Raw genomic sequence first — 21829 nt, 5'->3', positions numbered from 1 at the left:
GGCGACCTGCCCGCGCCCGATGGCCGGATCGGCGATCGCGAGCAGGCGCGGCGCGTCCCCCACAGGCGGCGCCAGCGACAACTCCCGCTCGTGGTTGAGCACGTGCGCGCGGAAGCCGCGATCGGCGAGATAACCATCGCCATCCGGCAGTGCCGCCCACGGCATGCGGTACAGCGACGCGGCGGTCGGCAGCACGAGCCAGTGGTCGCCCGCGCCGGCCTGCTCCAGCGGCTGCCACAGCCTCGCGCGCACGACGCGGCCGCGCTCGTCGACGGCCGCGAGTGCGACGTTGCGATCGGCCATCGCCGCCGTCCACGCATCGACGGCGCGCGCGACCGGCTCGAGCGAGCCGAAGTCGACCGTGCGTACCTTCGCGCGCGGGCCGGGAAGCACGAACGCATAGAGCTGCGGCGCGCGTCGTTCGGCTTCGTCCTTCGCGAAGTCGGACGCAGTGCGCAGGTGCGACGTCGCGAACAGCACCAGCGATGCATCGGACGGGAGATGGCGGCGCACGCGGTCGAAGTCGATCGGCACGCTCGCGAGCGACGTGCCCAGCGGCGTCGCGATCGCGAGCGCGCGCTCGGCGCGGTCGACGCGTGCCTGTGCCTCGCGCCGGCGCGCCGCCGGCGCATGCGCGAGCTCGGCCTGTGCGAGTTCGGCGCTCGCCTCACGCCATTCCTGCCAGAGCCCCGCGAGTCGCGGGTCGGTGGTCGTGCGTGCGGCGGCGAGCCGTTGTGCGCGGATCGCGGTGACCTGGTCGCGTGCGGCCATGCCGAGTTCCCACGCGCGCTCGAGCTGCGAGGACTGGCCGCCGGCAACGGCGATCGAGACGACGAGATCCATCGTCGGGCGCTGGTACTCCTGCAGGTTCATCGCCTGGCGCTCGCCCAGATGGCTCGCCGCGAGGCGCAACGCCGACTGGCGCAGGTGCTCGGCCTCGACCGCGACCTCGAACGCTTCGTCCGCGCGCCGCTGTCCCCACAGGCTCGCGGCGAGCCCCATGTGCGAGAACAATGTGCTCGATTCGCTGCCCGCATCGACGTGTCGCTGATGCGCTACGAGCTCGCGGAACGCGCCTTCCGCCTGCGCGTAGCGGCCTTGCCAGACATCGATCATCGCGCCGTTGCCGAGCGGCAGGTAGTCGGCCGGGTCGGTGCTGTCGCGCGCGCGCGCGATCGCCACTGCACGCCGGTACAGCGCGTTGGCCACATCGTAGTGACCGAGGTTCGCGTGCGCGTTGGCGTCGTTGTTGAGCACCTGCGCGAGCTGCGGCGACTGCGCGCCGTAGGCCTGCTCGAACAGCGGTACGGCTTCGGCGTAGAGCTCGAGCGCGCGTTCGTTGTGGCCCCGATCGCGTTCGAGATTGGCGAGCCCGTGCAGGATCGCCGGACGCGTGCGGCGCAGCGGGTCGGCCTCGAGCCGGTCGGCCGCGAGCGCGCGCTCGTACACCAGCGCGGCGCGCTCGCTGTCGCCGGAGATCTTCAGCGTCTGGCCGAGCACGAGCAGGGTGTCCGCGATCGCGCGCTGGTCCGGTTCGGCGAACGCTCGCCGGATCGCCAGCGACTGCTCGAGCGAATCGATCGCAGCGCCGTGGTCGCCCGCCTCGCGCTGCGCGCGCGCCGCGACGCCGAGTGCGACCGCGAGCTCGCGGCTGTGCTCGCCGTTCGCGCGCGCGAGCGCGACCGCTTCGTGCGAGGGGACCAGGGCGTCGCTGCCGCGCCGCTGTCGCGTGAGCGCGAGCGCGCGGTTCTCGAGCGCGAGCGTAAGGGTTGCATCGTCGCGAGCGACGCGCGCGGTCGCGATCGCACGGTCGGACGCTTCGAGCGCGGCCGCCGCGTCGGCACGCAGGTTGTGCAGGGTCGCAAGCTGGTTGGCGATGCGCGCGCGCAGCCCGGCGGGCCATGCCAGCACTTCCCCTCGTGCGTCGAGCGCGCGCGTCGCCGCGAGCGCATCGTCGAGCCGGTTCGCCTGCTGCGCGAGGCGCGCCTGCTGCAGTTTCACCGCCGCGACGGACGCTGCCTCGGCCCCGTCGGCCTGCGTGCGCAGCGCGAGTTCGCGCGCGAGCCATTGGTCGAGTTCGGGCGTTTCGGGGCGTTCGCAATCGAGGGCGACGCGCGTACGAACGGCGAGCGCGTCGGCGAGCGAGCCGTCGGCGCGCATCGCTTGGATCGCGGCGAATTCGTCCGCAGCTAGCCGCTGCGCCGCACCGCAGGCGCCCTGTTCGAGCAGGTCCATGGCGTGATCGGCAGCCACGGCGTGCGCGGCGGCGAACAGCAGCGCGCACGGGAAAGCCTGCAGCGCACGAATTTTCCGCCGGCTGTGCATCGACCGCCTCCGGCGATGATTCTAGCCGGCCACGTCGCTGCCGTCAGGGGCGGTCGGGTTCGCCGAAATGCCAGGCACGCATGCGCACGCGGCGCGCATCGGCGAGTTCGGTCTCGAACGCCTGCAGCAACGCATTGAGCCGTGCACCGCGCACCTGCACGACCGCGGGCGGATTCGCGACGGTGCGCGCGACGCCGCGTTCGACCGCCGCATCCGGCAGGGCGACGAGGCGTTGCTCCAGCCGCACGAGCGGCGCACGCGAAAGCAGCACGAGGAACTCGTCGCGACCGCCCGTCGAGGAAACCTCCCACGAGAGGCTGCGCGCGCCCTGCGTCCCGGGAAGCAGTACGTCGCCGGGCGGGACGGGATTGGCGCGATCGAGGCCTGCGAGCGGGAACAGTACGTGGAAGTCGCCATGCGCGTCTTCGTTGAGCACGTAGACCCAGGTCGGGCTGCGGCTCGCGAGCCTGAGGTCGAGGCGATCGCCTGCGTGCAGGATCGCGCCGTCCTGCAAGGTTTCGCTGCGGCCGTCGGCGATGCGCCGCAGCAGTTCGACCTGCGGCGCCCAGGCCGGCAGGAGCCAGTGCGCCGCGGCGAATGCGACGACGACCAGCGCAACGGCGAGTCCGGCGATCGCGCCGACGCGCCATCGCGGGCGTCGTTCAACCGTCGCGCGCTCGTCGAGCGCGGCGCGCAGCGCCGCTGCGAACGCCTGAGGCGTCGCCGGTCGCACGCGCGGGTCGCGCGCGAGCGCGTGGACAACGACTGCGGCGACGCCGGTATCGCTGTCCGCGAGTGCGGCGTGCGCGACACCGTCGCGGGGATACGCGCCCGTGAGCAGGAAGTGCAGCAGCACGCCGAGCGCATAGATGTCGTCGGCGGCCGCGCGCGGCGCGCCGTCGCGCGACTGCGGCGACAGATAGGCCGGCGTCACCTGTGTGCGCAACGACGCGTTGAGCGCGTCCGGCGTGCCGGCCGCACCGAGGTCGGCGAGCACGATGCGACCGCCGCGCGCGCGCAGCACGTTGCTCGCCTTGACGTCGCCGTGCACGAGGCCGGCGGCGTGGATCGCCGCGAGCGCTGCGCAGAGTTCCAGCCCGACATGTGCGGCTTCGCGATCCGCGAGTACGCCGTCGCTTTCGACGATCGCGTCGAGCGTGCGGCCTTCGATCCACTCGGCCCAGATGCCCGGGCGGCCGTCGTGCACGGCCGCGCCGTACACGCGCAGCACGTTGCGCTGGCTGATGCGCGCGAGCAGGCGTCCTTCGCGCAGGAATTCCTCGCTGCGCAGGCCGGCCGCGGCCGCTTCCGGGCGCAGCAACTTCAGCGCGACCGGCGTCGCGAGGCCGGCGTCCCAGGCGCGGAACACCTCGGCACTCGCGCCGCTGCCGATCTTCTCCTGCACCGCGAGCGGGCCCCACGCGAACAGGCGTGGTCCGCGCGGATCGGGCGCGCCGATGCGCTGGTAGGCCGCGCGCACCTGGTCGAGCGTGTGCAGTGCGTCGAGCAAGGCGTCGTCCTGCGCGCTCGCGCCGCTCCAGTCGATCGGTTCGCCGTCGACGAAGCGGTCGACCAGGTCGGGCGCCCGGCCCGGCGCGCTCATGCACCGTCCCCGAGCGACCGCGCGAGCGCCTCGACCGCGCGCTTGATCGCCATGCGCACCGCGTCCGGCGTCGATTGCACCTCGTTCGCGATGTCCTCGTACGTCATGTCGAACTCCAGCCGCATGATCACCAGCTCGCGCGCACGCGCGGGCAGCGCCTCGAGCGCGGCCTCGTAGCGTTCCAGACGTTCGCGCCCGATCGCCTGTTCCAGCGGCGATGCCGTGTCGTCCTCGACCAGCGCCTCGTCCAACTCGAGGCTCTGGCCGCGCCGCGCGACGCGACGGATCTCGTTGCGCAGAAGGTTCAGCAACGTGCTGCGCAGGTAGGCGAGGAAGCTGCCCGTGCCGCCGTATTCGAACGTCCCGATCTGCTTCAACACGCGCAAGAGGGTGACCTGAACAAGGTCGTCGGTGTCGGTGAGGTCGCGCGTCGACGGTGGCAGGCGGCCGTGCGCCCAACGCCGCAGCATCGGCAGGTAGCGCGCCGCGAGCCGATCGCGCGCGGCGTCGTCGCCGCCGCGGGCGCGGTCGAGCAGGAACGCAGTGGTCTCCTCGGCGAGCATGGCCGGCTTATAGCACGCGACCCGGTGGCTGCCGCGGCCCGCCCGCGGGCCCGGCCGCGGGCGCATCCGGCCGAATGCGCCTATACTTTGTCCGCGCCGCTGGTGGCGCCATGCTCACGAAGAGGTCGCTCCCACTTGGCTACGTCGGAAACGCGCGCCCGGCCGCGCAAGGCCGGATCCCCGAAGGCCGCCAAGGCCCCCGCATCCCGCAGCACGTCCGCCGCCGCGAAGAAGGCGCCGGCGAAGAAGGCGCCCGCCACGAAAGGCCCGGCGAAGAAGGCACCCGCGAAGAAGTCGCCGCCGATGAAGGGCGCCGCGTCGAAGCCCGCGGCGACGAACCGTGCGGCACCCTCGAAGCTGCCGAGCGCGAAAGCCGCCGCGAAGGCCGGTCCGGGCAAGGCGACCGCGAAGCCGAAGGTCGCCAAGGTGCTCGATGCGGCCGCGCGCCTGCGCAAGGTCGTGCTCGACGCGCTCGACGACCTCAAGGCGAAGGACGTCGCCGAGATCGACGTGCGCGGCAAGAGCGGCGTCACCGACCTGCTCGTGATCGCGAGCGGCACCTCGTCGCGCCACGTGAAGTCGATCGCCGACGAAGTCGTGAAGAAGGCGAAGCAGGCCGGCAACCCGCCGATCGGCGTCGAAGGCCAGCGCGAAGCCGAATGGGTGCTCGTCGACCTCGGCGACGTGATCGTGCACGTGATGCTGCCGCGCACCCGAGAGTTCTACGGCCTCGAACGCCTGTGGACCGTCGGCGACAGCCAACCGGCGATGCTCGCCGGCTGATCGCCCGCCGCATCACTGTCGCCTCTCCCGCTTGCGGGAGAGGCCGGCGCGCAGAGCGCGCCGGGTGAGGGGAGAGACACCTGCGCTCAACGGTCGTGCAGGCCTCCGTGGGAGTGGCGTCAGCCGCGATGCCTTTCTCCGGATCGAGCAGCCGTCGAGCGCGGCCATCGCACGGCGACCGCCACCGTTGAGTCACCATCATCGCTCCCCATCGAAGAGGATGTCGGATGAGGATGGTGTCGCTATCGCTATGATGCGTCGATGAAAGCCCGCCTCATTTCCGTCGGCGAACGCATGCCCGCCTGGGTTGCCGACGGCGTCGCCGAATACAGGAAGCGCCTCTCGCGCGACCTCCCGCTCGAGCTCGTCGAGATCGAACTCGGCAACCGCGGCAAGGGCCGCGACCCCGCGCGCGCGATCGCCGACGAAGGCGCCGCCGTGCTCGCCGCGCTGCCGAAGGACGCGCACGTCGTCGCCCTCGACGGGCGCGGCAAGACGTGGACGAGCGAACAACTCGCGCAGCAACTCGACGCGTGGCGCATGCACGGCCGCGACCTAGCGCTCCTCATCGGCGGCCCCGACGGCCACGCGTCCGACGTGCTCGCGCGCGCGCATCAGACCTGGTCGCTCGGCCCGCTCACCTTGCCGCACATGCTCGTGCGCCTCGTCGTCGTCGAGCAGCTCTATCGCGCGGTGTCGATCAACGCGGGGCATCCGTACCATCGGCCGTAACGGATTCGCTGCTTCGCATCACCCGCACCGACCCGGTGCACCACGACAGCGGTGGAACGCGCCCGGTGCGTCATGTACCGTACATCGATTCCTGCGCTGCGCGCGCTCCGAGGGGCGAACGTCAGGTGATCCGTATTCTGAGCGTCGAGGATCACCCCGTTTTCCGGGAAGGCCTCGCGATGATCATCGATGCGCTGCCGGACATGCGAATCGTTGCGCAGGCGGGAACCGCTGACGAAGCGATCGCCCGGTTCCGCGCACATCGGCCGGACGTGACGCTGATGGACGTGCGTTTGCCGGGCGCGAACGGCATCGATGCGCTGATCGCGATCCGTGGTGAATTTCCCGATGCGCGCATCATCATGCTCACCACGTCGGATTCGGACGGCGAGATACAGCGCGCATTGCGCTCAGGTGCAGCGGCGTACGTGCTCAAGAGCATGCCCAAGAACGAATTGCTCGAGATCATTCGCAGCGTTCACGAGGGCAAGAAGCGCATCCCGCCCGAAGTGGCCGTGCGGCTGGCGGAGCACCTCGGCGACGACGACCTGACCCCGCGGGAAATCGAAGTGCTGCGGCTGATCGGCGGCGGTTTGCGCAACAAGCAGATCGCGGATCGACTCGCCGTTTCGGAGACGACGATCAACTTCCACGTCAAGAATCTGCTCGACAAGTTGCAGGCCAACGATCGCACCCACGCGGTCGTCATCGCGCTCAAACGTGGACTCATCCAGCTGTAGGGTGCCATGTCCACGGCATCGCGTACGGGAGCCATCGGATGGATCGGATATCGCCGCGAGGAGCCTTTCGCTGGAAACGGCCACAGCGTGCCGCAGGGGTGGCGGCAATGCTCGCCATCGCACAGTTCGCGCTGGGGTCGGACGCGCGGGCGCTGAATCCCGAGCGCATGATCTCGCAGTACGGCCACGTGGCGTGGCGGCTGCGCGACGGCGACCTGCCCGCCCCGGCGTACCCGATTGCGCAGACCCGTGACGGTTACATGTGGATCGGCACCCAGGCGGGCGTCCTGCGCTTCGACGGCATGCGTTTCGTTTCGCTCGATCGCCTCACCGCCACGCCGTTGCCGGCGAAGTTCATCACTGCGCTGCATGGCGCGCGCGATGGCAGCTTGTGGATCGGCAGCACGCAGGGGCTCAGCCATTGGCGGGACAACGTGCTCACGACCATACCGGGCATGGCTTCGCCGAGTTCGCTGCTCGAGGACCGCAGCGGGACCCTGTGGGCCACGGTCGAGGGGCGCCGCGACGGCTCGCGGCAGGTGTCGCTCTGTTCCGTCGAGGCGAATTCCGCGCGGTGTTTCGCGCGCGACGACGGCATCGCGTTCGCCAATGGCGAATTCGGCGCCGGATCGTTGTACCAGGACGCTGCGGGTGCGTTCTGGTTCGCGACCGAATGGTCGGTCGCACGCTGGAAGAAGGGGATGCAGGCGCAGGTCATGCCTGTTCCGGCGAAGATCCAGGCCGCGACACCGGGACGTCTCGTGTTCGCCGCCGCTGGCGGCGTGCAATGGGTCGGCGTGGACGCCCGCGGTCCCGGGCTCGGCCTGCAACGCGTCGAGGGAAACGCGATCAGGACCGTGCAGGCGCCATTGCAGGGTTCGAATCTCTCCGTGCAGGCCTTGTTCGCCGACCGTGCCGGCGTGCTCTGGGTCGGCACGCTCGACGACGGCATCTATCGTATCCGCGGCGATCGGGTGGACCACATCCGCGCGGTGGACGGATTGTCCAGCGACTGCATCTACTGGTTTTTCGAGGACGCCGCCGGCGATCTCTGGGTGTCGACCTCGGAGGGCGTCGACCGCTTTCGCGATCTGCCGGTGTCGACGTTCTCGAAACGCGAAGGGCGCAGCTCCGATGAAGCCGATTCGGTCCTCGTCACGCACGATGGACGCGTCTGGGCCGGCTCCAGCAATGCGCTGGACATCCTGCAGGACGGCGTCTTCACCTCGTACAAGGCCGGCGCCGGACTGCCGGGAAACCAGGTCACGTCGATGCTCGAAGATCATTCCGGCGAGGTATGGATCGGCATCGACAACAGCCTGACCGTGTTCGACGACGGCCGCTTCGTGCGGGTGAACGGGCCGGGCAGCGAGCCGCTGGGGCCGGTCGCTTCGCTCGCCGAAGACCGTCAGGGCAACGTCTGGGCGCGCTACCGTAACAAGCTCGCGCGCATTCGCGACCGTCACGTGCAGGAGGAGTTCGAGATCGGCGCCGCCACGCTCACCGCGGATCGGGTTTCCGGCGTGTGGGCCGCTGCGGCGGACGGCACGCTCGCGCATTTCCACGACGCCACGGTCGACCGGTTCACGCTCGCGCACGCGGCAAACCGCATGCGCCAAGGCATCACCACGGCCAGCGGCGCCTTGCTGTTCGCGACCGATGCCGGCGTGTTCGGCTGGAGCGAGGGAACGCAGCGCGTGATGGGCGCGCAGAACGGCCTCCCGTGCGAGTTCTCCACGGAGCTGGGCATCGACGATGCCGGCGATCTGTGGATATTCACCGAATGCGGCCTGCTGCGCATCACGGCGGCCGAACTCGGTCGCTGGTGGCACGATGGAAGCGCCATCGTGACCCCGCGCGTCTTCGACGCGATGGACGGACTGCGCGTCGGTCGGCCGGCATTCCGTGCCTTGTCGGTGGCACCCGACGGCAAGCTCTGGCTGGGCAACGCCGTGAACCTGCAGATGCTCGATCCGGCCGAACTGAGGCGTGCAACGCCGCCGCCCCTGCAGGCATGGATCGAGAACACGAGGTCCGATCGGCGGGAGTTCGGCAGCGGCACCGATATCGAGCTTCCGCCCAATCCGCGCGAGGTGCAGATCGACTACACCGCGACCGGCTTGAGCGTGCCGCAGCGCGCGCGTTTCCGCTATCGGCTCGAAGGGCGCGACGAGAGCTGGAACGAGGCGGGCACGCGGCGCCAGGCGTTCTACAACGACCTGCCACCCGGTACGTACCGCTTTCGCGTCGGGGCGAGCAGCGACGGCCTGTCGTGGACCGAGACTGCTTTCCCGCTTTCGTTGCGTATCGACGCGGCCTGGTACCAGACGCTTCCCGTTCGCTTGCTCGGTGTGCTGCTCGGCGCGGGCATCCTCGCAGCGCTCTATCGCATGCGCGTGCGGCGGTTGGCGGCCGTGCTCAAGGCGCGCTACGACGAACGCCTCGCCGAGCGAACGCGCCTCGCGCGCGAACTGCACGACACGCTGCTGCAGACGATCCAGAGCAGCAAGATGGTCGCCGACGACGCACTCGACCACGTGGACGACAAGGAACGCATGGCGCATGCGATGGGTCGCCTGTCGGAGTGGCTTGGCGCGGCGGTGAGGGAGGGGCGCGAGGCGCTGCACGCGCTGCGCGCTTCGACGACGCAGACGAATGATCTGGCGGCGAGCCTGCGTCGGGCCGCCGGCGAATGTTGTGCGAGAGCGGACATGCAGCTGCGTTTCGAGGTGCTCGGTGTGCCGGGGGAAATGCACCCGATCGTGCGCGACGAGATCTACCGGATCGGCTACGAAGCCATCCGCAACGCCTGCGCGCATTCGAAAGGCTCGCAGCTCGACGTAAGCCTCGCCTATCTGGGCGACCTGCGCATCGTCGTGCGCGACGACGGCGTCGGCTTCGACCCGGTTAGCCGGCCCGGGCATTTCGGCGTGGAAGGCATGCGCGAACGCGCGGCGCGGATCGGTGCGCAGTTGCGGATCGAGCGAGCGAAGCCCGCGGGCTCCGAGATCGCACTGATCGTGCCCGCTACGACGGCATACCGCGAGGCCGGCAGGCGGCAAGGCCTGCGCGGGGTGTGGCACCGCCTGTTCGGGATCGGACACGGTCGCGCGCGGGGGCACGAGTGATGCGCCCCGCGCTACTGTAGAAAACTACAGGCCGCCGTTCGCTGCAATTGAGGGCGTGCACGAACAGCCCCCTCCCTATCCTCTGCCATGAGCCTGCGCGCGACGCTCCACACGATCGCGCGGGGTGCATGTCTTTGGAAGAGGAGCAGCTGTCATGGGAATTCGCAGTTCGCTGCGCACATGGGCCTGGCTTGCCGGCGCCGCCGTGTCGTCCGCCACTCCGGCGTGGGCGGGCCCCTTCGATTTTCCTGCCGGATTTCGTACGCAGGAGGTCGACACCAACGGCACGACCTTGCATGTGCGCATCGGTGGTTCGGGTCCTGCGGTCGTGCTCCTGCACGGTTATGGCGAGACGGGCGACATGTGGGCGCCACTCGCAGCGGACCTCGCGCGTGACCATACCGTCGTCGCGCCGGATCTGCGCGGCATGGGACTGTCCGCGACCGCCGTCGACGGTTTCAACAAGAAGAACGAAGCCGAAGACGTGGCGGGCGTGATGACCGCATTGCACATCGAGCGCGCCGACGTCGTCGCCCACGACATCGGCAACATGGTGGCGTTCGCGTTCGCCACGGCGCACCCGGACCGGACTGCGCGCCTGGTCGTGATGGACGCGCCGGTGCCCGGCGTCGGCCCGTGGGACGAGATCCTCAAGAATCCGCTGCTGTGGCACTTCCGCTTCGGCGGACCGGACATGGAGCGCCTGGTCGCGGGACGCGAACGCATCTACCTCGATCGGTTCTGGAACGAGTTTTCCGCCGACCCGAAGCATTTTCCCGAAACGGCGCGCCGTCACTACGCGACGCTGTACGCGCAGCCGGGTCGCATGCACGCGGGTTTCCTGCAGTTCGCCGCGTTCGACCAGGACGCGATCGACAATCGCGCGGCATTGGCGAACGGGCGCCTGCAGATGCCCGTTCTCGCCGTCGGCGGCGATCATTCGTTCGGCGCGACGATGGCCTATGTGATGCGGTTTGCCGCGGACGATGTGCGCCAGTCGGTCATCGCCGATGCCGGTCACTGGCTCATGGAGGAACAGCCCGGCGCGACCGTCGCCGCGATCCGAGCATTCCTCGCAGCGACGGCGCCGCTCCAGCCATTGCGGCTCACGCCCGGCGAGGTCGAAAAGCATGCGCGCACCGGTGCCGGTGCGGGCACGTCCGGCGTGGAAGGCATCCAGACGACGGTGCTCTCCGGCAATCCGGAAAGCGCGGGCCCATACGCGATCGAGATCCGCGTCCCGGCACACGTGCGCATCGCCGCGCACCGCCATCGCGACAATCGGGCGGCGCTCGTGGTTTCCGGCGAATGGCATTTCGGTTACGGCGAGCAGGTCGACGCGGCCGCCGCGCGCACGCTCGGACCAGGCGGGTTCTACACCGAGCCCGCAGGGCAAGCGCATTTTGCGTTCACGGGCGATCTGCCGACCGTCGTCTATATCACCGGCGAGGGACCGACCGACACCACCTATTCCCTCGATGCCGCCGGTGCCAAGCAGGAGGCTCAACGATGACCTCGTTCAGGACCATCCGCGATCCGCACGTCGATCACCTGCTCACGCCACAGAACGCGGCGCTCGTGATCATCGATTTCCAGCCGGTGCAGGTTGCCTCGATCCAGTCGCGCTCGAAGCGTGAGCTCGTCGCGAACGTCACGGCGCTCGCGCGGATCGGCAAGCTGTACGGATTGCCGGTCGTGCTATCCACGGTGAACGTGACGACCGGGCGCAACCAGCCGACCATCCACCAGATCGCCGACGTACTGACGGGTGTCGAGCCGATCGACCGCACGTCGATCAACGCCTGGGAAGACGAGGACTTCGTGCGCGCCGTGAAAGCAACGGGCCGCCGCAAGCTGATCATGGCCGCGCTCTGGACCGAAGTGTGCCTCGTGCACCCGGCACTCGATGCGCTGCGCGACGGCTTCGACGTCTACGCCGTGATCGATTGCGTCGGCGGCACTTCGCCGGAAGCCCACGGACTCGCCGTGCAGCGCCTCGTGCAGGCCGGCGCCAAGCCGATCGGTTGGGTCCAGCTCATCTGCGAACTGCAACGCGACTGGAATCGCGACACGACGACCGCGGGTTTCGCCGAGATCCTGTTCGCGGTGGAAGGCCACTGAGCCCTTCGCACCGCCACCGGCCGCCTGCTGCGTCCCACCACCTCAGGAGTCCACCGTGAACCCATCCATGACGAACGAAACCACCCTCGTCACTCGACGCAACCTGCTCGCCGGCGGCATCGGTCTCGCCGCAGCGGCAAGCCTGTCATCGATGAACGCGAGCGCGCGGCACACCGCCGCGCCGGCTCCCCCGACCTCGAACAACGGAGCGCCCATGAACACGATCACGACCAAAGACGGCACGCGGATCTACTTCAACGATTGGGGAGCGGGGCAACCCGTCGTCTTCAGCCATGGTTGGCCGCTGAGCGCCGACGCGTTCGAAGACCAGATGTTCTTCCTGGCATCGCACGGGTACCGCTGCATCGCGCATGATCGCCGCGGACACGGCCGTTCCTCCCAGCCATGGCACGGAAACGACCTCGACACCTACGCCGACGACCTCGCCGAACTCGTGCGCGCGCTCGACCTCCACGACGCGATCCACGTCGGGCACTCGACCGGCGGCGGCGAAGTCGTGCGCTACATCGGCCGCCACGGGACGCAGCGCGTCGCAAAGGCGGTATTGATCGGCGCGATTCCGCCCGTGATGGTGAAGTCCGAATCCAATCCCGGCGGCCTGCCGATCGAAGTCTTCGACCAGATCCGCGCGAACGTCGTGGCCGATCGCTCGCAGTTCTGGAAGGACTTGAGCATTCCGTTCTACGGCTACAACCGGCCAGGCACGAAGGCCTCCGAGGGGGTGCGCGAGTCGTTCTGGCGCCAGGGGATGATGGCCGGATTCCCTGCCTCGTATTTCTGCGTCAAGGCGTTTTCCGAGACGGATCTGACGGAAGACCTGAAGAAGGTCGATGTGCCGACGCTGATCCTGCATGGTGACGATGATCAGATCGTCCCGTACGCCGACTCTGCGGTGCTGGCCGCCAGGATCATCAAGAACTCGACGCTGAAGCTGTACAAGGGCGCGCCGCACGGCATGTGCACGACGCTCAAGGATCGCGTCAACGCGGACCTGCTCGAGTTCATCAAGGGCTGAGGGCGATCACTTCGCAGGGGAAGCTCTGCAGGCGTAGCTTCCCCGGCGAGGCTCACGCTCGCGCGCACGACCGCGACGCCTCGCGTAGCATCCGGGGAAGGACTCGTTGACCGGATACGTTCATGCCTGCACTTGCCCTGGTCGCCGCGGCAGTCGCCGCCACCGCTGCCTGCGGCGCCATCCGCGGTCATTCGCCGGCGCAGGCCGCGGATCCGGTCGACTTCCGCGGCGTGGTCGCGCTGGACGTGGACCTCACCGACACGCGCCGGCGCATCGTCGTGGTGCGCGAGCGCATTCCGGTGCAGCACGCGGGCAGGACCGTGTTGCTCTATCCGCAATGGGACGCTGCGAGCCATGCGCCGTCGATTTCCGCGCATCGCCTCGCCGGCCTCGCGATCGCGGCGGATGGCACGCCGCTGCCGTGGCGACGCGATCCCGCGCGCGTGCACGCGTTCGCCGTCGACGTGCCGGTCGGCGCGAAGGAACTGACGGCAGAGTTCCAGTACCTCGCGCCGCTCGGGCGCGAGGCCTCGGCCACGGTGCTCGACGGGTTCGTCGGACTATCGTGGAACCGCGTGCTGCTCTATCCGGCCGGCTGGCCCGCGCACCGCGTGTCCGTGCAGGCGACGATCACGTTGCCGCAAGGCATGTCTCCCGCGACGTCGCTGGCCGGCGAACGCGAGGGTTCGAGCATGCGCTTCGCACCCGTATCGCTCGATGGACTCATCGACGCGCCGGTGTTCGCGTCCCGTCACGTGCAAGCGCGCGCGATCGCGGGTGGCGCGGCACCCGTGCGCGCGCAATGGATCGCCGCCGAGGAAGCCGCGATCGAGCATGCGGCCGAACTCGATCGGCCGCTGCGCGCGGTCGTCGATGAAGTCGAGGCGCTGATGGGACCGCCGCCGTTCGAGCATTACGATTTCCTGTTCGGGCTCGACGACCGCCTGCCAGGCCCCGGAGGCATCGAACACACTGATTCGAGCGAAGTGTTCCTGCCGTCGGATTTCCTCTCGCACCGCGACGACGCGGTGCCCTGGATCGACGTGATCGCGCACGAATTCATCCACGCATGGAACGGGCGCTGGCGCATTCCGGCCGACATGGCGACGGCGACGCCGAACGACCCCGCGACGGGCACGCTGCTCTGGGTGTACGAGGGCCAGACCGAGTTCTGGTCGCGCATCATTGCCGCCCGCGCGGGCTTGCGCAGCGTGCAGCAGACCCTCGACGCGCTCGCGCTCGACGCCGCCATCGTGCAATCGCGCGCGGGTCGCCGCTGGAAATCGCTCGCCGACAGCAGCAACGACCCGCTGATCCAGAACGGGCGCGTCGACTGGCGCGACTGGCAACGGCGCGAGGACTACTACGTCGAAGGCGTGCTGTTCTGGCTCGACATCGATGCGCGCCTGCGCCGCTGCAGCCACGGCGCGAAAGGCATGGACGATTTCGCGGCCGCGTTCTTCGCCGCGGCGGACCGGAAGGCCGGCGAGCGCTACCGCGGCTACACGGAGCGCGATGTCGTCGCGATGCTCGATCGCACCTGTGCCGCCGACTGGTCGGCGATCCTGCGACGCAAGCTCGACGCCCACGACGACGAAGGCGTGCTCGACGGCCTCGTCGAGCACGGCTGGCGGCTCGTGTTCCGCGATGCGCCGAGCGCGTACTTCCGCCTCAACGAGGCGGCCGACGGCGTGCTCGACTTCACCTGGTCCATCGGTCTCACGATCGCGCCGTCGGGCCAGGTGAAGTCCGTCGCCTGGAACAGCGCTGCCTTCGCCGCCGGCATCGTGCCCGGCGCCCGCGTGACGACCGTCGACGGCGCACCGTTCACGCCGGAAGCCCTCGATCATGCGATCGCGTCGCGGGCGCCTGGCGCACGCGTGCACCTCGGCAATGTGTTCGACGGCCGTGAATCCGTCGCCGAGGTCGAGGCACGCGTGGGCCATCGCTACCCGCACCTGGAGCGCGTGGCGGGAACACCCGACACCTTGTCGGCGCTGTTGGCGGGGCGCCGTCGTGGAGCCGACTGAGGCCGAGCGCAGGCGTGGGCCGTTAGCATTCGGTCGACAAGGGGCCGAAACGACGCGGCGTCCCGCGCACTGCGAACACCCGATTCGGACGACGCGTGCGGAGCGAAGCGAGGACGGTCCGCATCGCGTGCGCAACCGCCGAACGGTTCGCTCGATGGCCGTCGCATCGGTGCGGCGGTGCTCCGCTTACGCCGCTCGGCCGTCAGCGTACGACGAGCTCCGCGAGCAATTCGTCGAGCTGCGCGAACGTCTCGCCCATCGCATCCTGCGCGCCGGTGCCCGCCTCGTCGAGCGCGTCCTTGCTGGGATACCGCTCGGTGAGGACGAGCAGCGTCGTGCCGTCGCGCTCCTCGAACGTCACCGTGGTCACGGACGCCGCGTCGCCACTTTCCTCGTTCGTCCAGACGATACGCTGGTCGGGTACCACCTCGAGGTACGTGCCGAAGAAGGCCATCGTGTTCGCAGGGTCGTCGCCGAATACGAGGCGGTAGCTGCCGCCGGTGCGCACGTCCAGATCGCATGAGCGGAGCGTCATGCCCATCGAGCGGGGTACCCACCACTGCCTGAACAACTCGGGTTTGGTCCATGCCTCGAATACGAGTCGCGCGGGCGCGTCGAAGGTGCGCGTGACGACGACTTCGCTGTCCGACACCTTCCGCACCGTCGTGCGTCGGGATTCACGTTCGTTTCGTGCGGCCACGGGCCTTCTCCTGTCGTTTGAGTTCGTCGATGACGCCGTCGAGGGCCTCGAAGCGGGCGTCCCACCGCTGGCGGTAACGCGCGATCCATGCCATCTCCTCCTCGAGACGGCACGGGCCGATCCGGCAGGTGCGTACGCGACCGATCTTCTCGGTGCTCACGAGCCCAGCCGACTCGAGCACGCCGACGTGCTTTTTCATGCCCGTGAGGGTCATGCCGAAGCGGTCGGCAAGGTCGGTGATGGATGCGTCGCCGCGCGCGAGCTGGTCGAGGACGCCGCGGCGCGTGGCGTCGGCGAGCGCCGCGAAGGAAGCGTCGAAATGTGCCTGGAAACGCTGAACCATGTGGTTCAGTATGCGGAGTCGGTCGCGCTGGCGCAAGGGGTGCGTCGCCGGCTTGCCCGGAGGCGCATCGGCACTGCGGTGCAGGAGGGTACCCATCGATGTTGCAGCGCACGCCGGTGACATCGTACGTTCGTCCCGCCGCACGACCCGGCGCAACCGCGCCGGCGTTCGATCCGGAAGGACTCCACGGTCGTTCCCGGGTCGACCTCGCGGCCCCATCGGAGACCGCCATTGATCGAGCTTCCCGTGAGAGAGCCGTGCGACCTGTGCGAAGTGGCGGGTCGCGAAGACCGGTGGGCGATCATCGACGAGGGCGAACACACGCTCACCGTGATCAATCCGTGGCAGTTCGAGGTGGGTCAGTGTTGCGTCATCACGCGTCGGCACGTGGCGACGCTGCTCGATCTTTCCCGCGAGGAATGCGAGGCGGTGCTGGTCGCGGCCCAGCGGGTCGCGACGGCGCTCGTCGAGGCGTTCCAGCCTCTCGGCCTGCTCACGTTCCAGAACAACGGCGTCTACAGCGGGCAGGAAACACCGCACTTCCATTTCCATGTGGTGCCGCGGCAGAAGGGCAGCGACTGGGGCATCGGTCCTCCGCAGCTCGCGACCTTCGACGGTGCGGGACGCCCACCGGGTACGCCGCACGATCCCGGCGAAGATGCACCGCGTCGCGAGCGGGTCAGGGCTTGCGCGATCCAGCTTGCCGAAACCGCGCAACGGATTCGTTCGAAGCTGCCGACGTAGCCGGCATCGGCGATGCCGGATCGGGGCGTTGCTCGGGCCTGAGCCGCGTCAGCGCCGGCGCGACGGCGCGCCCGCGCGGTCGAGATCGAGCGCCCAGGTCTGCGCGACGAGGTCCTTGCCGAAGCTGTGGTGCGCTTCTTCGCCGACGAGCGTGAAACCGGCCCGCTCGTAGATCCTGCGCGCGTCGACGAGCACGCTGTTGGTCCAGAGCACGAGCTTCGCGTAGCCGCTGCGGCGCGCGAAGCCGACGCATTCGTCGACGAGGCGGTGGCCGATGCCGAGCCCGCGCGCGGCGGGTTCGACGTAGAGCAGGCGCAGTTTCGCGGTGCGCTCGTCGTGGCGCACGACGAACACGGAACCGACGATGCGGCCGTCCATCTCGGCGATCCAGCAACGATCCGAGAGCGGGTCGAAGTCGCGCACGAACTTCGCGACGATCTCGGCGACGAGCGCCTCGAACTCCGCGTTCCAGCCGTACTCCTGCGCGTACAGCACGCCATGGCGGTGCACGATCCAGCCCATGTCGCCCGGGCGCGGATCGCGCAGCATGTAGTCCTTGCCGCGCGCCTCGCCGAGCAGGGCCTGGACCTGGGCCATCGCGTCGACGAGCCGGTCCTGCTCGGGCGCAGGCAAGGTGTCGAGCATCGCGACGACTTCGCGGCGCGACGCGGCGTCGAGCGGGTCGAACACCTTGCGTCCCTTGCGCGTGAGCTCGAGCCGCACCACGCGCGCGTCGTTCTCGGTACGCGTCTTCGCGACGAGCCCCTTCTTCTCGAATCCTGCGATCACGCGGCTCACGTAGCCCGCGTCGAGCCCGAGTTCGCGGCACAGCATCGTGCCCGTGAGGTCCGACCGGTGCGCAAGTTCGTAGAGGATGCGCACTTCGGTCAGCGAGAACGCGCTGTCGAGCAGGTGTTCGTGCAGCACGCCGATGCGGCGCGTGTAGAAGCGGTTGAACCGCCGTACCTTCTCGGCCCGCTCCTCGACGGCGCGCATGACGGCTCCTGCGACATATGTTTGACTAAGGCAAATTATCGTTTGCCTAAGGCAATCATGTCAAGCCGCGCGGTCCGCTCTACATCGCCGATGCACCGTCCTTGGCGGCCGTGAGTGCTTCGTCCGCGCGCAGGTAGACGTACTCGATCCGCTCGTCCGGGTCGCTGGCCTTCGCCGCGGCGCTCGCGATCGCGATGCCCGTGCGGGCGGTGAACGCATCCGCGCACTCGCGCAGGCGGCGCCCGGTGGCGTCCGCGTCGCCGTGCAGCACCGCGATGAAATCCGGGCTGTGGCTGGTGCGATTGACGCTGTCGCCGCGTGCCTTGTCGAGCGCTTCGCCGAGGCGCTGCTCGAGGTCGATGAGCTGGCGCTCGAGCGCGCGCTCGCCGAGCCGCGCCGCGTGCTCGGTAAGGCCCTGCACCTGCAGGATCGCGACGCCGAACGCGTCGCCGTGCGGCGCGGCGGCGGCTTCGGCGAACACCGCCGCGCGTTCGAGTTGCTGCTCGTGCAGGCGTGCATCGAGCAGCGTCATCGTGAGGCGGGCGAGCGCGGCGAGACCGTCGCGTTCGCGTGCGCCGAGCTCGCGTGGCCGGTCGTCGATCACGCACACCGTGCCGATCGCGTCGCCGCCCGGGGTCACGAGCGGCATGCCCGCGTAAAACCGGATATGCGGGTCGCCGGTCACGAGCGGGTTGGCGACGAAGCGCGCGTCGGCCTGCGCGTCCGGCACCTCCATGAGCGTCGTCGGTGCTTCGATCGCGTGCGCACAGAACGCATCCTCGCGGCGCGTGCCGGTGCCGTCGAGGCCGCGGCTGGCCTTGAACCATTGCCGGTCGCGATCGATCAGCGTCATCAAGGCGATCGGCGTGCCGCACAAGGTCGAGGCGAGCTGCACGATGTCGTCGTAGGCGGTGTCGGGCAGCGAGTCGACGACGCGGTACAGGTCCAGCGCACGTTGGCGGCTGGCTTCGTTGTCCGGCTTGCGCATGCGGGCTCCCTCGGCTGGTGCATTCGACGAACGATACGTGAGGCATCGTCGGCTGCGAAAGCCCCGGCAGCGCACCCTGTGCGCGAGCGCGACGCCTTCGATCGCGCGGTCGCGCACGGGATGGCTGCCGCGCAGGCGCCCCGGGCGTCAGTCGAAGCCGTCGGCGAAGATCACGTCGGCCGTCACGAGCAGGCGCGTCGCGGCGAAGTCGACGAGCGGCGAGTCCATCGTGCGCTGCGCGCGGCCGGCGGCGACGAGCTTGCCGTCGGCCTGCAGCAGCAGCGTGCCGATCTCGCTGTAGACGCCGTCGGGGGCGAGGTCGGCGTCGTAGATGCCCGCGCTCGCGAAATCCGGGTCGGGCGCGCCGTCGGCGGTGCTGCGCACGGCGAAGAAGTGTTCCTTGTCCGGCGTGTAGTAGGCGACCGACGCGACGAGCTTGCCGTCGTCCTGCAGGACGAAGCCGCTCACGTTCGCACTCTCCGCGGTCGGCAGGATCGCGGGCTTGAAGTAGCCTGGGTTCGCGAGGTCGCCGAACGCGGTGTCGGTCGACCCGTCGGCGAGCACGCGGCCGAGCACGAGGCCGGTGATGTTCTCGCCCGTGTTGTGGTAGCCCGCGAAGGCGATGCGCCCGTCGGCGAGCGGCGCGAGGCGTTCGACCGCGTTGACGATCGACGTCTCCGACGGATCGTGGAACACCCGCCAGCCGACGCCTGCGAAGCTCGCGTCGAACGCGCCGTCCGCACCCAGCCGCGCGAGCGCGTAGTCGGTGCCGAGGCCGGATCCGTTCGACTCGAAGCCGCCGCCGACGACGATCGCGTCGTCGGCGACGACCGCGAGGTCGTGCACGTAGCCCGACGCGCCCGCATCGGCCCACACGATCGACTGCGTGCCGCCGCTGCCGAACGTCGTGTCGTAGGCGCCGCTGCCGTCGAGCCGCACGACGGTGCTCGTGTAGACGAAGCCGCCGCTGTCGAAATGCTCGCCCCCGACGACGATGCGTTGCTGGCTGTCGAGCCGTACCACGTGCAGGTAGTGCATCGGCAGCAGCACGGTGCCGCCGCTGCCGAAGCTTTCGTCGACATCGCCGCTGGCCGTGAGCTTGACCACGTAGCCTTGCAGCGGGCCGTTGACCATCGCGGTGCCGACCGCGACGTACGAGCCGTCGGCGAAGCGCGCGACCGACTCGATGCCCTGCATGCGTTGGCCCGTGGCGAGGTCGGGCAGTTCGGCCAGGCCGGCGATCGTCGTGTTGCCGAAGCCCGCGTCGGGGCTGCCGTCGGCGTCCAGGCGCAGCAGCATGCCGCGGATCTGCGGTTCGTACCAGGGCGACGGCGGCACGATCTTGTTGCGCGCGCCGGCGAACAGCAGCTTGCCGTCGGGCAGCGCGATCGACGCATGCGGCGTGATCTCGCGCGCCGAAACATCGTCGACCGCGACGTAGCTGACGCCGCCCGAGCCGAAGCCGGTGTCGGGGTCGCCGTCGGCGGCGAAACAGGGAAGGGTGGCGCTCGCCGCCAGTACGGCGGCGTAGGGCATGAAGGTTCTTGGCAGCAGCACGTTCGCACCTCCGTTCAGGCATCGGATCCACGCCGCCCGAGCGTGCCCGCGCGTCGCCACGCATGCATGCCGGTTCGATGCGTTTCCGATGCGTCCGGCATCACGACGCCGGCAAAGGCGCGCGCGTCGCTACGTGCGTGTGCTGAATTTGCGCGCAGCTGAACGAGGACGCGCGGTCAGCGCGCGCGCGGACGCCGCACCGCGCGCACCTTGCCGCTGTCGCCGCCGCCGCAGTAGAAGCGATCGGCGCCGTCGTACTCGAGTCCCGAGCAGAGCATGCCGTCGGGCATCGAGAGGCTCTCGACGACGGCGCCCGTCTGCGCATCGATGTGGCGCAACTCGCTCTCGTCGCCTTCCCAGGTCGCATGCCAGAGTTCCCCGTCGACCCAGGTGACGCCGGTGACGAAGCGGTCCGATTCGATCGTGCGCAGCACGGCGCCCGTGTCCGGATCGATGCGGTGGATGCGGCGGCCGCGGTAGTCGCCGACCCAGAGCGAACCCTCGGCCCAGGCGAGCCCGGAATCGCCGCCGCCGGCGGGCGCGGGAATCGTCGCGAGCACGTCGCCGCTGTTCGGGTCGATCCTGCGGATGCGGCCGTCGGCGATCTGGAACAGGTGGCGACCGTCGAACGCGGTGCCCGCCTGCGCGGCGACGTCGATCGTGCGCACGGTGGCGCCGCTCGCGGGATCGATCGCCTTGAGCTGCTCGCCGGCCGCGAACCAGACGCGCTCGCCGTCGTAGCTGACGCCGCCGACGTTCTTCACGCCCGTGAACGGGCCGTACTCGCGGACGACTTCGGCCTGGCCTCGTTTCATGTTCGATCTTCCGATGGTCGGGTTGGAATCGCGTCGTTCCCGAGCGCGGGAATCCATGCTGCCCGGGCTTCGATGGAACCGGCGCAAGGGATCCGCGCTTTGGCGGATCACGACGATGTGCCCGTGGCGCTCCCGCCTCGGCGGGAAAGGCGCTGCGCGCACGGTCGGGAGCGATGCTAACCGGCGGCCATCGGCGCCGCGAGTAACAATGTTGTCGGGAATCCCGGCACCGGCGGCGTCATCCACCGCTGCGCGCGGCCGCGACCGACCGCCTGCACGTGGCCGCGTGTCTCGAGGGCGTCGAGCGCGCGTTGCACGGTGCGTGCGCTCACGCCGAGTGCGAGCGCGAGCGCGGAGCTCGACCACGCTTCGCCGTCGCCGAGCAGCGCGAGTACGTCCGCGTGTGCGGTGTCGACCGGTGGAGCGAGCACGACGACGTCGCGTGAGCGCGCCGGTGCGAGCGCGAAGCCGTCCTTGGTCGCGTTCACGTCGGCGAGCCCGCGCAGCGCGGCGCGCAGGCGGCCCATCTCGACGCGCAGGCGCGCGCGATGCGATTCGTCGCCGTGGCGCGTGCGGAACACGCGCGCGACGAGCGCCGCGCGCGCGACGTCGCCGGGGAATGCCA

General features: G+C 69.8%; 20 protein-coding genes. 9 read left to right on the top strand and 11 right to left on the bottom strand.

Annotated elements, in window-relative coordinates:
- The 4 genes from VI238_RS03130 to VI238_RS03115 all read right to left on the bottom strand — a co-directional run.
- A partial coding sequence (locus tag VI238_RS03130; protein ID WP_331648348.1) for a tetratricopeptide repeat protein occupies positions 1–2235 on the bottom strand: 2235 nt, incomplete at its 3' end.
- Between the two features lie 133 nt (positions 2236–2368).
- On the bottom strand, positions 2369–3928 hold the full coding sequence (locus tag VI238_RS03125) for a protein kinase domain-containing protein (protein WP_331648346.1): 1560 nt from the start codon (positions 3926–3928) through the stop codon (positions 2369–2371).
- On the bottom strand, positions 3925–4491 hold the full coding sequence (locus VI238_RS03120; protein ID WP_331648344.1) for a sigma-70 family RNA polymerase sigma factor: 567 nt from the start codon (positions 4489–4491) through the stop codon (positions 3925–3927). The genes VI238_RS03125 and VI238_RS03120 overlap by 4 nt, the downstream gene beginning before the upstream one ends.
- Before the next feature lie 80 nt (positions 4492–4571).
- The gene (locus VI238_RS03115; RefSeq protein ID WP_331648342.1) at positions 4572–4916 is read right to left on the bottom strand and encodes a hypothetical protein; all 345 of its coding nucleotides are present in this window, start codon (positions 4914–4916) and stop codon (positions 4572–4574) included.
- A 1-nt stretch (position 4917) separates the two neighbouring features.
- On the opposite strand from VI238_RS03115, the gene rsfS reads away from it, so the two are divergent.
- From rsfS to VI238_RS03075, 8 genes are all read left to right on the top strand, one after another.
- Complete coding sequence (gene rsfS, locus VI238_RS03110; protein WP_310735166.1) at positions 4918–5274, top strand: ribosome silencing factor; 357 nt, start codon at positions 4918–4920, stop codon at positions 5272–5274.
- A 261-nt stretch (positions 5275–5535) separates the two neighbouring features.
- A complete protein-coding gene (gene rlmH / locus VI238_RS03105) occupies positions 5536–6006 on the top strand; it encodes a 23S rRNA (pseudouridine(1915)-N(3))-methyltransferase RlmH (RefSeq protein ID WP_331648337.1) in 471 nt (156 codons plus the stop codon).
- A gap of 125 nt (positions 6007–6131) precedes the next feature.
- A complete protein-coding gene (locus tag VI238_RS03100; protein WP_331648335.1) occupies positions 6132–6746 on the top strand; it encodes a response regulator transcription factor in 615 nt (204 codons plus the stop codon).
- Between the two features lie 107 nt (positions 6747–6853).
- A complete protein-coding gene (locus VI238_RS03095) occupies positions 6854–9874 on the top strand; it encodes a sensor histidine kinase (RefSeq protein ID WP_331648332.1) in 3021 nt (1006 codons plus the stop codon).
- 154 nt (positions 9875–10028) lie between these two features.
- Positions 10029–11387, top strand: a complete 1359-nt coding sequence (locus VI238_RS03090) for an alpha/beta fold hydrolase (RefSeq protein WP_331648330.1) — start codon at positions 10029–10031, stop codon at positions 11385–11387.
- Positions 11384–11995: a hydrolase gene (locus VI238_RS03085; RefSeq protein ID WP_331648328.1), complete on the top strand. Its 612-nt coding sequence runs from the start codon at positions 11384–11386 to the stop codon at positions 11993–11995. Before VI238_RS03090 ends, VI238_RS03085 begins: the two co-directional genes overlap by 4 nt.
- A 151-nt stretch (positions 11996–12146) precedes the next feature.
- A complete protein-coding gene (locus tag VI238_RS03080) occupies positions 12147–13031 on the top strand; it encodes an alpha/beta fold hydrolase (protein WP_414650019.1) in 885 nt (294 codons plus the stop codon).
- A 122-nt stretch (positions 13032–13153) separates the two neighbouring features.
- A complete protein-coding gene (locus tag VI238_RS03075) occupies positions 13154–15061 on the top strand; it encodes a M61 family peptidase (RefSeq protein ID WP_331648326.1) in 1908 nt (635 codons plus the stop codon).
- Positions 15062–15263: 202 nt separating this feature from the next.
- Here VI238_RS03075 and VI238_RS03070 read toward each other — a convergent pair whose 3' ends face one another.
- Positions 15264–15713 carry an SRPBCC family protein gene (locus VI238_RS03070; RefSeq protein ID WP_331648324.1) on the bottom strand — a complete coding sequence of 150 codons (450 nt, stop codon included), beginning with the start codon at positions 15711–15713 and terminating at the stop codon, positions 15264–15266.
- A gap of 25 nt (positions 15714–15738) precedes the next feature.
- Positions 15739–16140, bottom strand: a complete 402-nt coding sequence (locus tag VI238_RS03065) for a metalloregulator ArsR/SmtB family transcription factor (RefSeq protein WP_331648322.1) — start codon at positions 16138–16140, stop codon at positions 15739–15741.
- Positions 16141–16350: 210 nt separating this feature from the next.
- Here VI238_RS03065 and VI238_RS03060 point away from each other — a divergent pair, with 210 nt between their 5' ends.
- Complete coding sequence (locus tag VI238_RS03060) at positions 16351–16848, top strand: HIT family protein (protein ID WP_331648320.1); 498 nt, start codon at positions 16351–16353, stop codon at positions 16846–16848.
- 48 nt (positions 16849–16896) lie between these two features.
- Here VI238_RS03060 and VI238_RS03055 read toward each other — a convergent pair whose 3' ends face one another.
- From VI238_RS03055 to VI238_RS03035, 5 genes are all read right to left on the bottom strand, one after another.
- A complete protein-coding gene (locus VI238_RS03055) occupies positions 16897–17844 on the bottom strand; it encodes a bifunctional helix-turn-helix transcriptional regulator/GNAT family N-acetyltransferase (protein WP_331648318.1) in 948 nt (315 codons plus the stop codon).
- 79 nt (positions 17845–17923) lie between these two features.
- On the bottom strand, positions 17924–18832 hold the full coding sequence (locus tag VI238_RS03050) for a GAF domain-containing protein (RefSeq protein ID WP_331648316.1): 909 nt from the start codon (positions 18830–18832) through the stop codon (positions 17924–17926).
- 147 nt (positions 18833–18979) lie between these two features.
- Complete coding sequence (locus VI238_RS03045; RefSeq protein ID WP_331648314.1) at positions 18980–20389, bottom strand: hypothetical protein; 1410 nt, start codon at positions 20387–20389, stop codon at positions 18980–18982.
- A 176-nt stretch (positions 20390–20565) separates the two neighbouring features.
- Positions 20566–21204 carry a glutamine cyclotransferase gene (locus tag VI238_RS03040; RefSeq protein WP_331648312.1) on the bottom strand — a complete coding sequence of 213 codons (639 nt, stop codon included), beginning with the start codon at positions 21202–21204 and terminating at the stop codon, positions 20566–20568.
- 176 nt (positions 21205–21380) lie between these two features.
- Positions 21381–21829 (bottom strand): HTH domain-containing protein (locus VI238_RS03035; protein ID WP_331648310.1); only part of this gene is annotated, 449 nt, incomplete at its 5' end.

The organism is Dokdonella sp. (assembly GCF_036518555.1).
GTDB lineage: Bacteria > Pseudomonadota > Gammaproteobacteria > Xanthomonadales > Rhodanobacteraceae > Dokdonella_A.
This window is presented reverse-complemented; position numbering and strand designations above follow the sequence as displayed.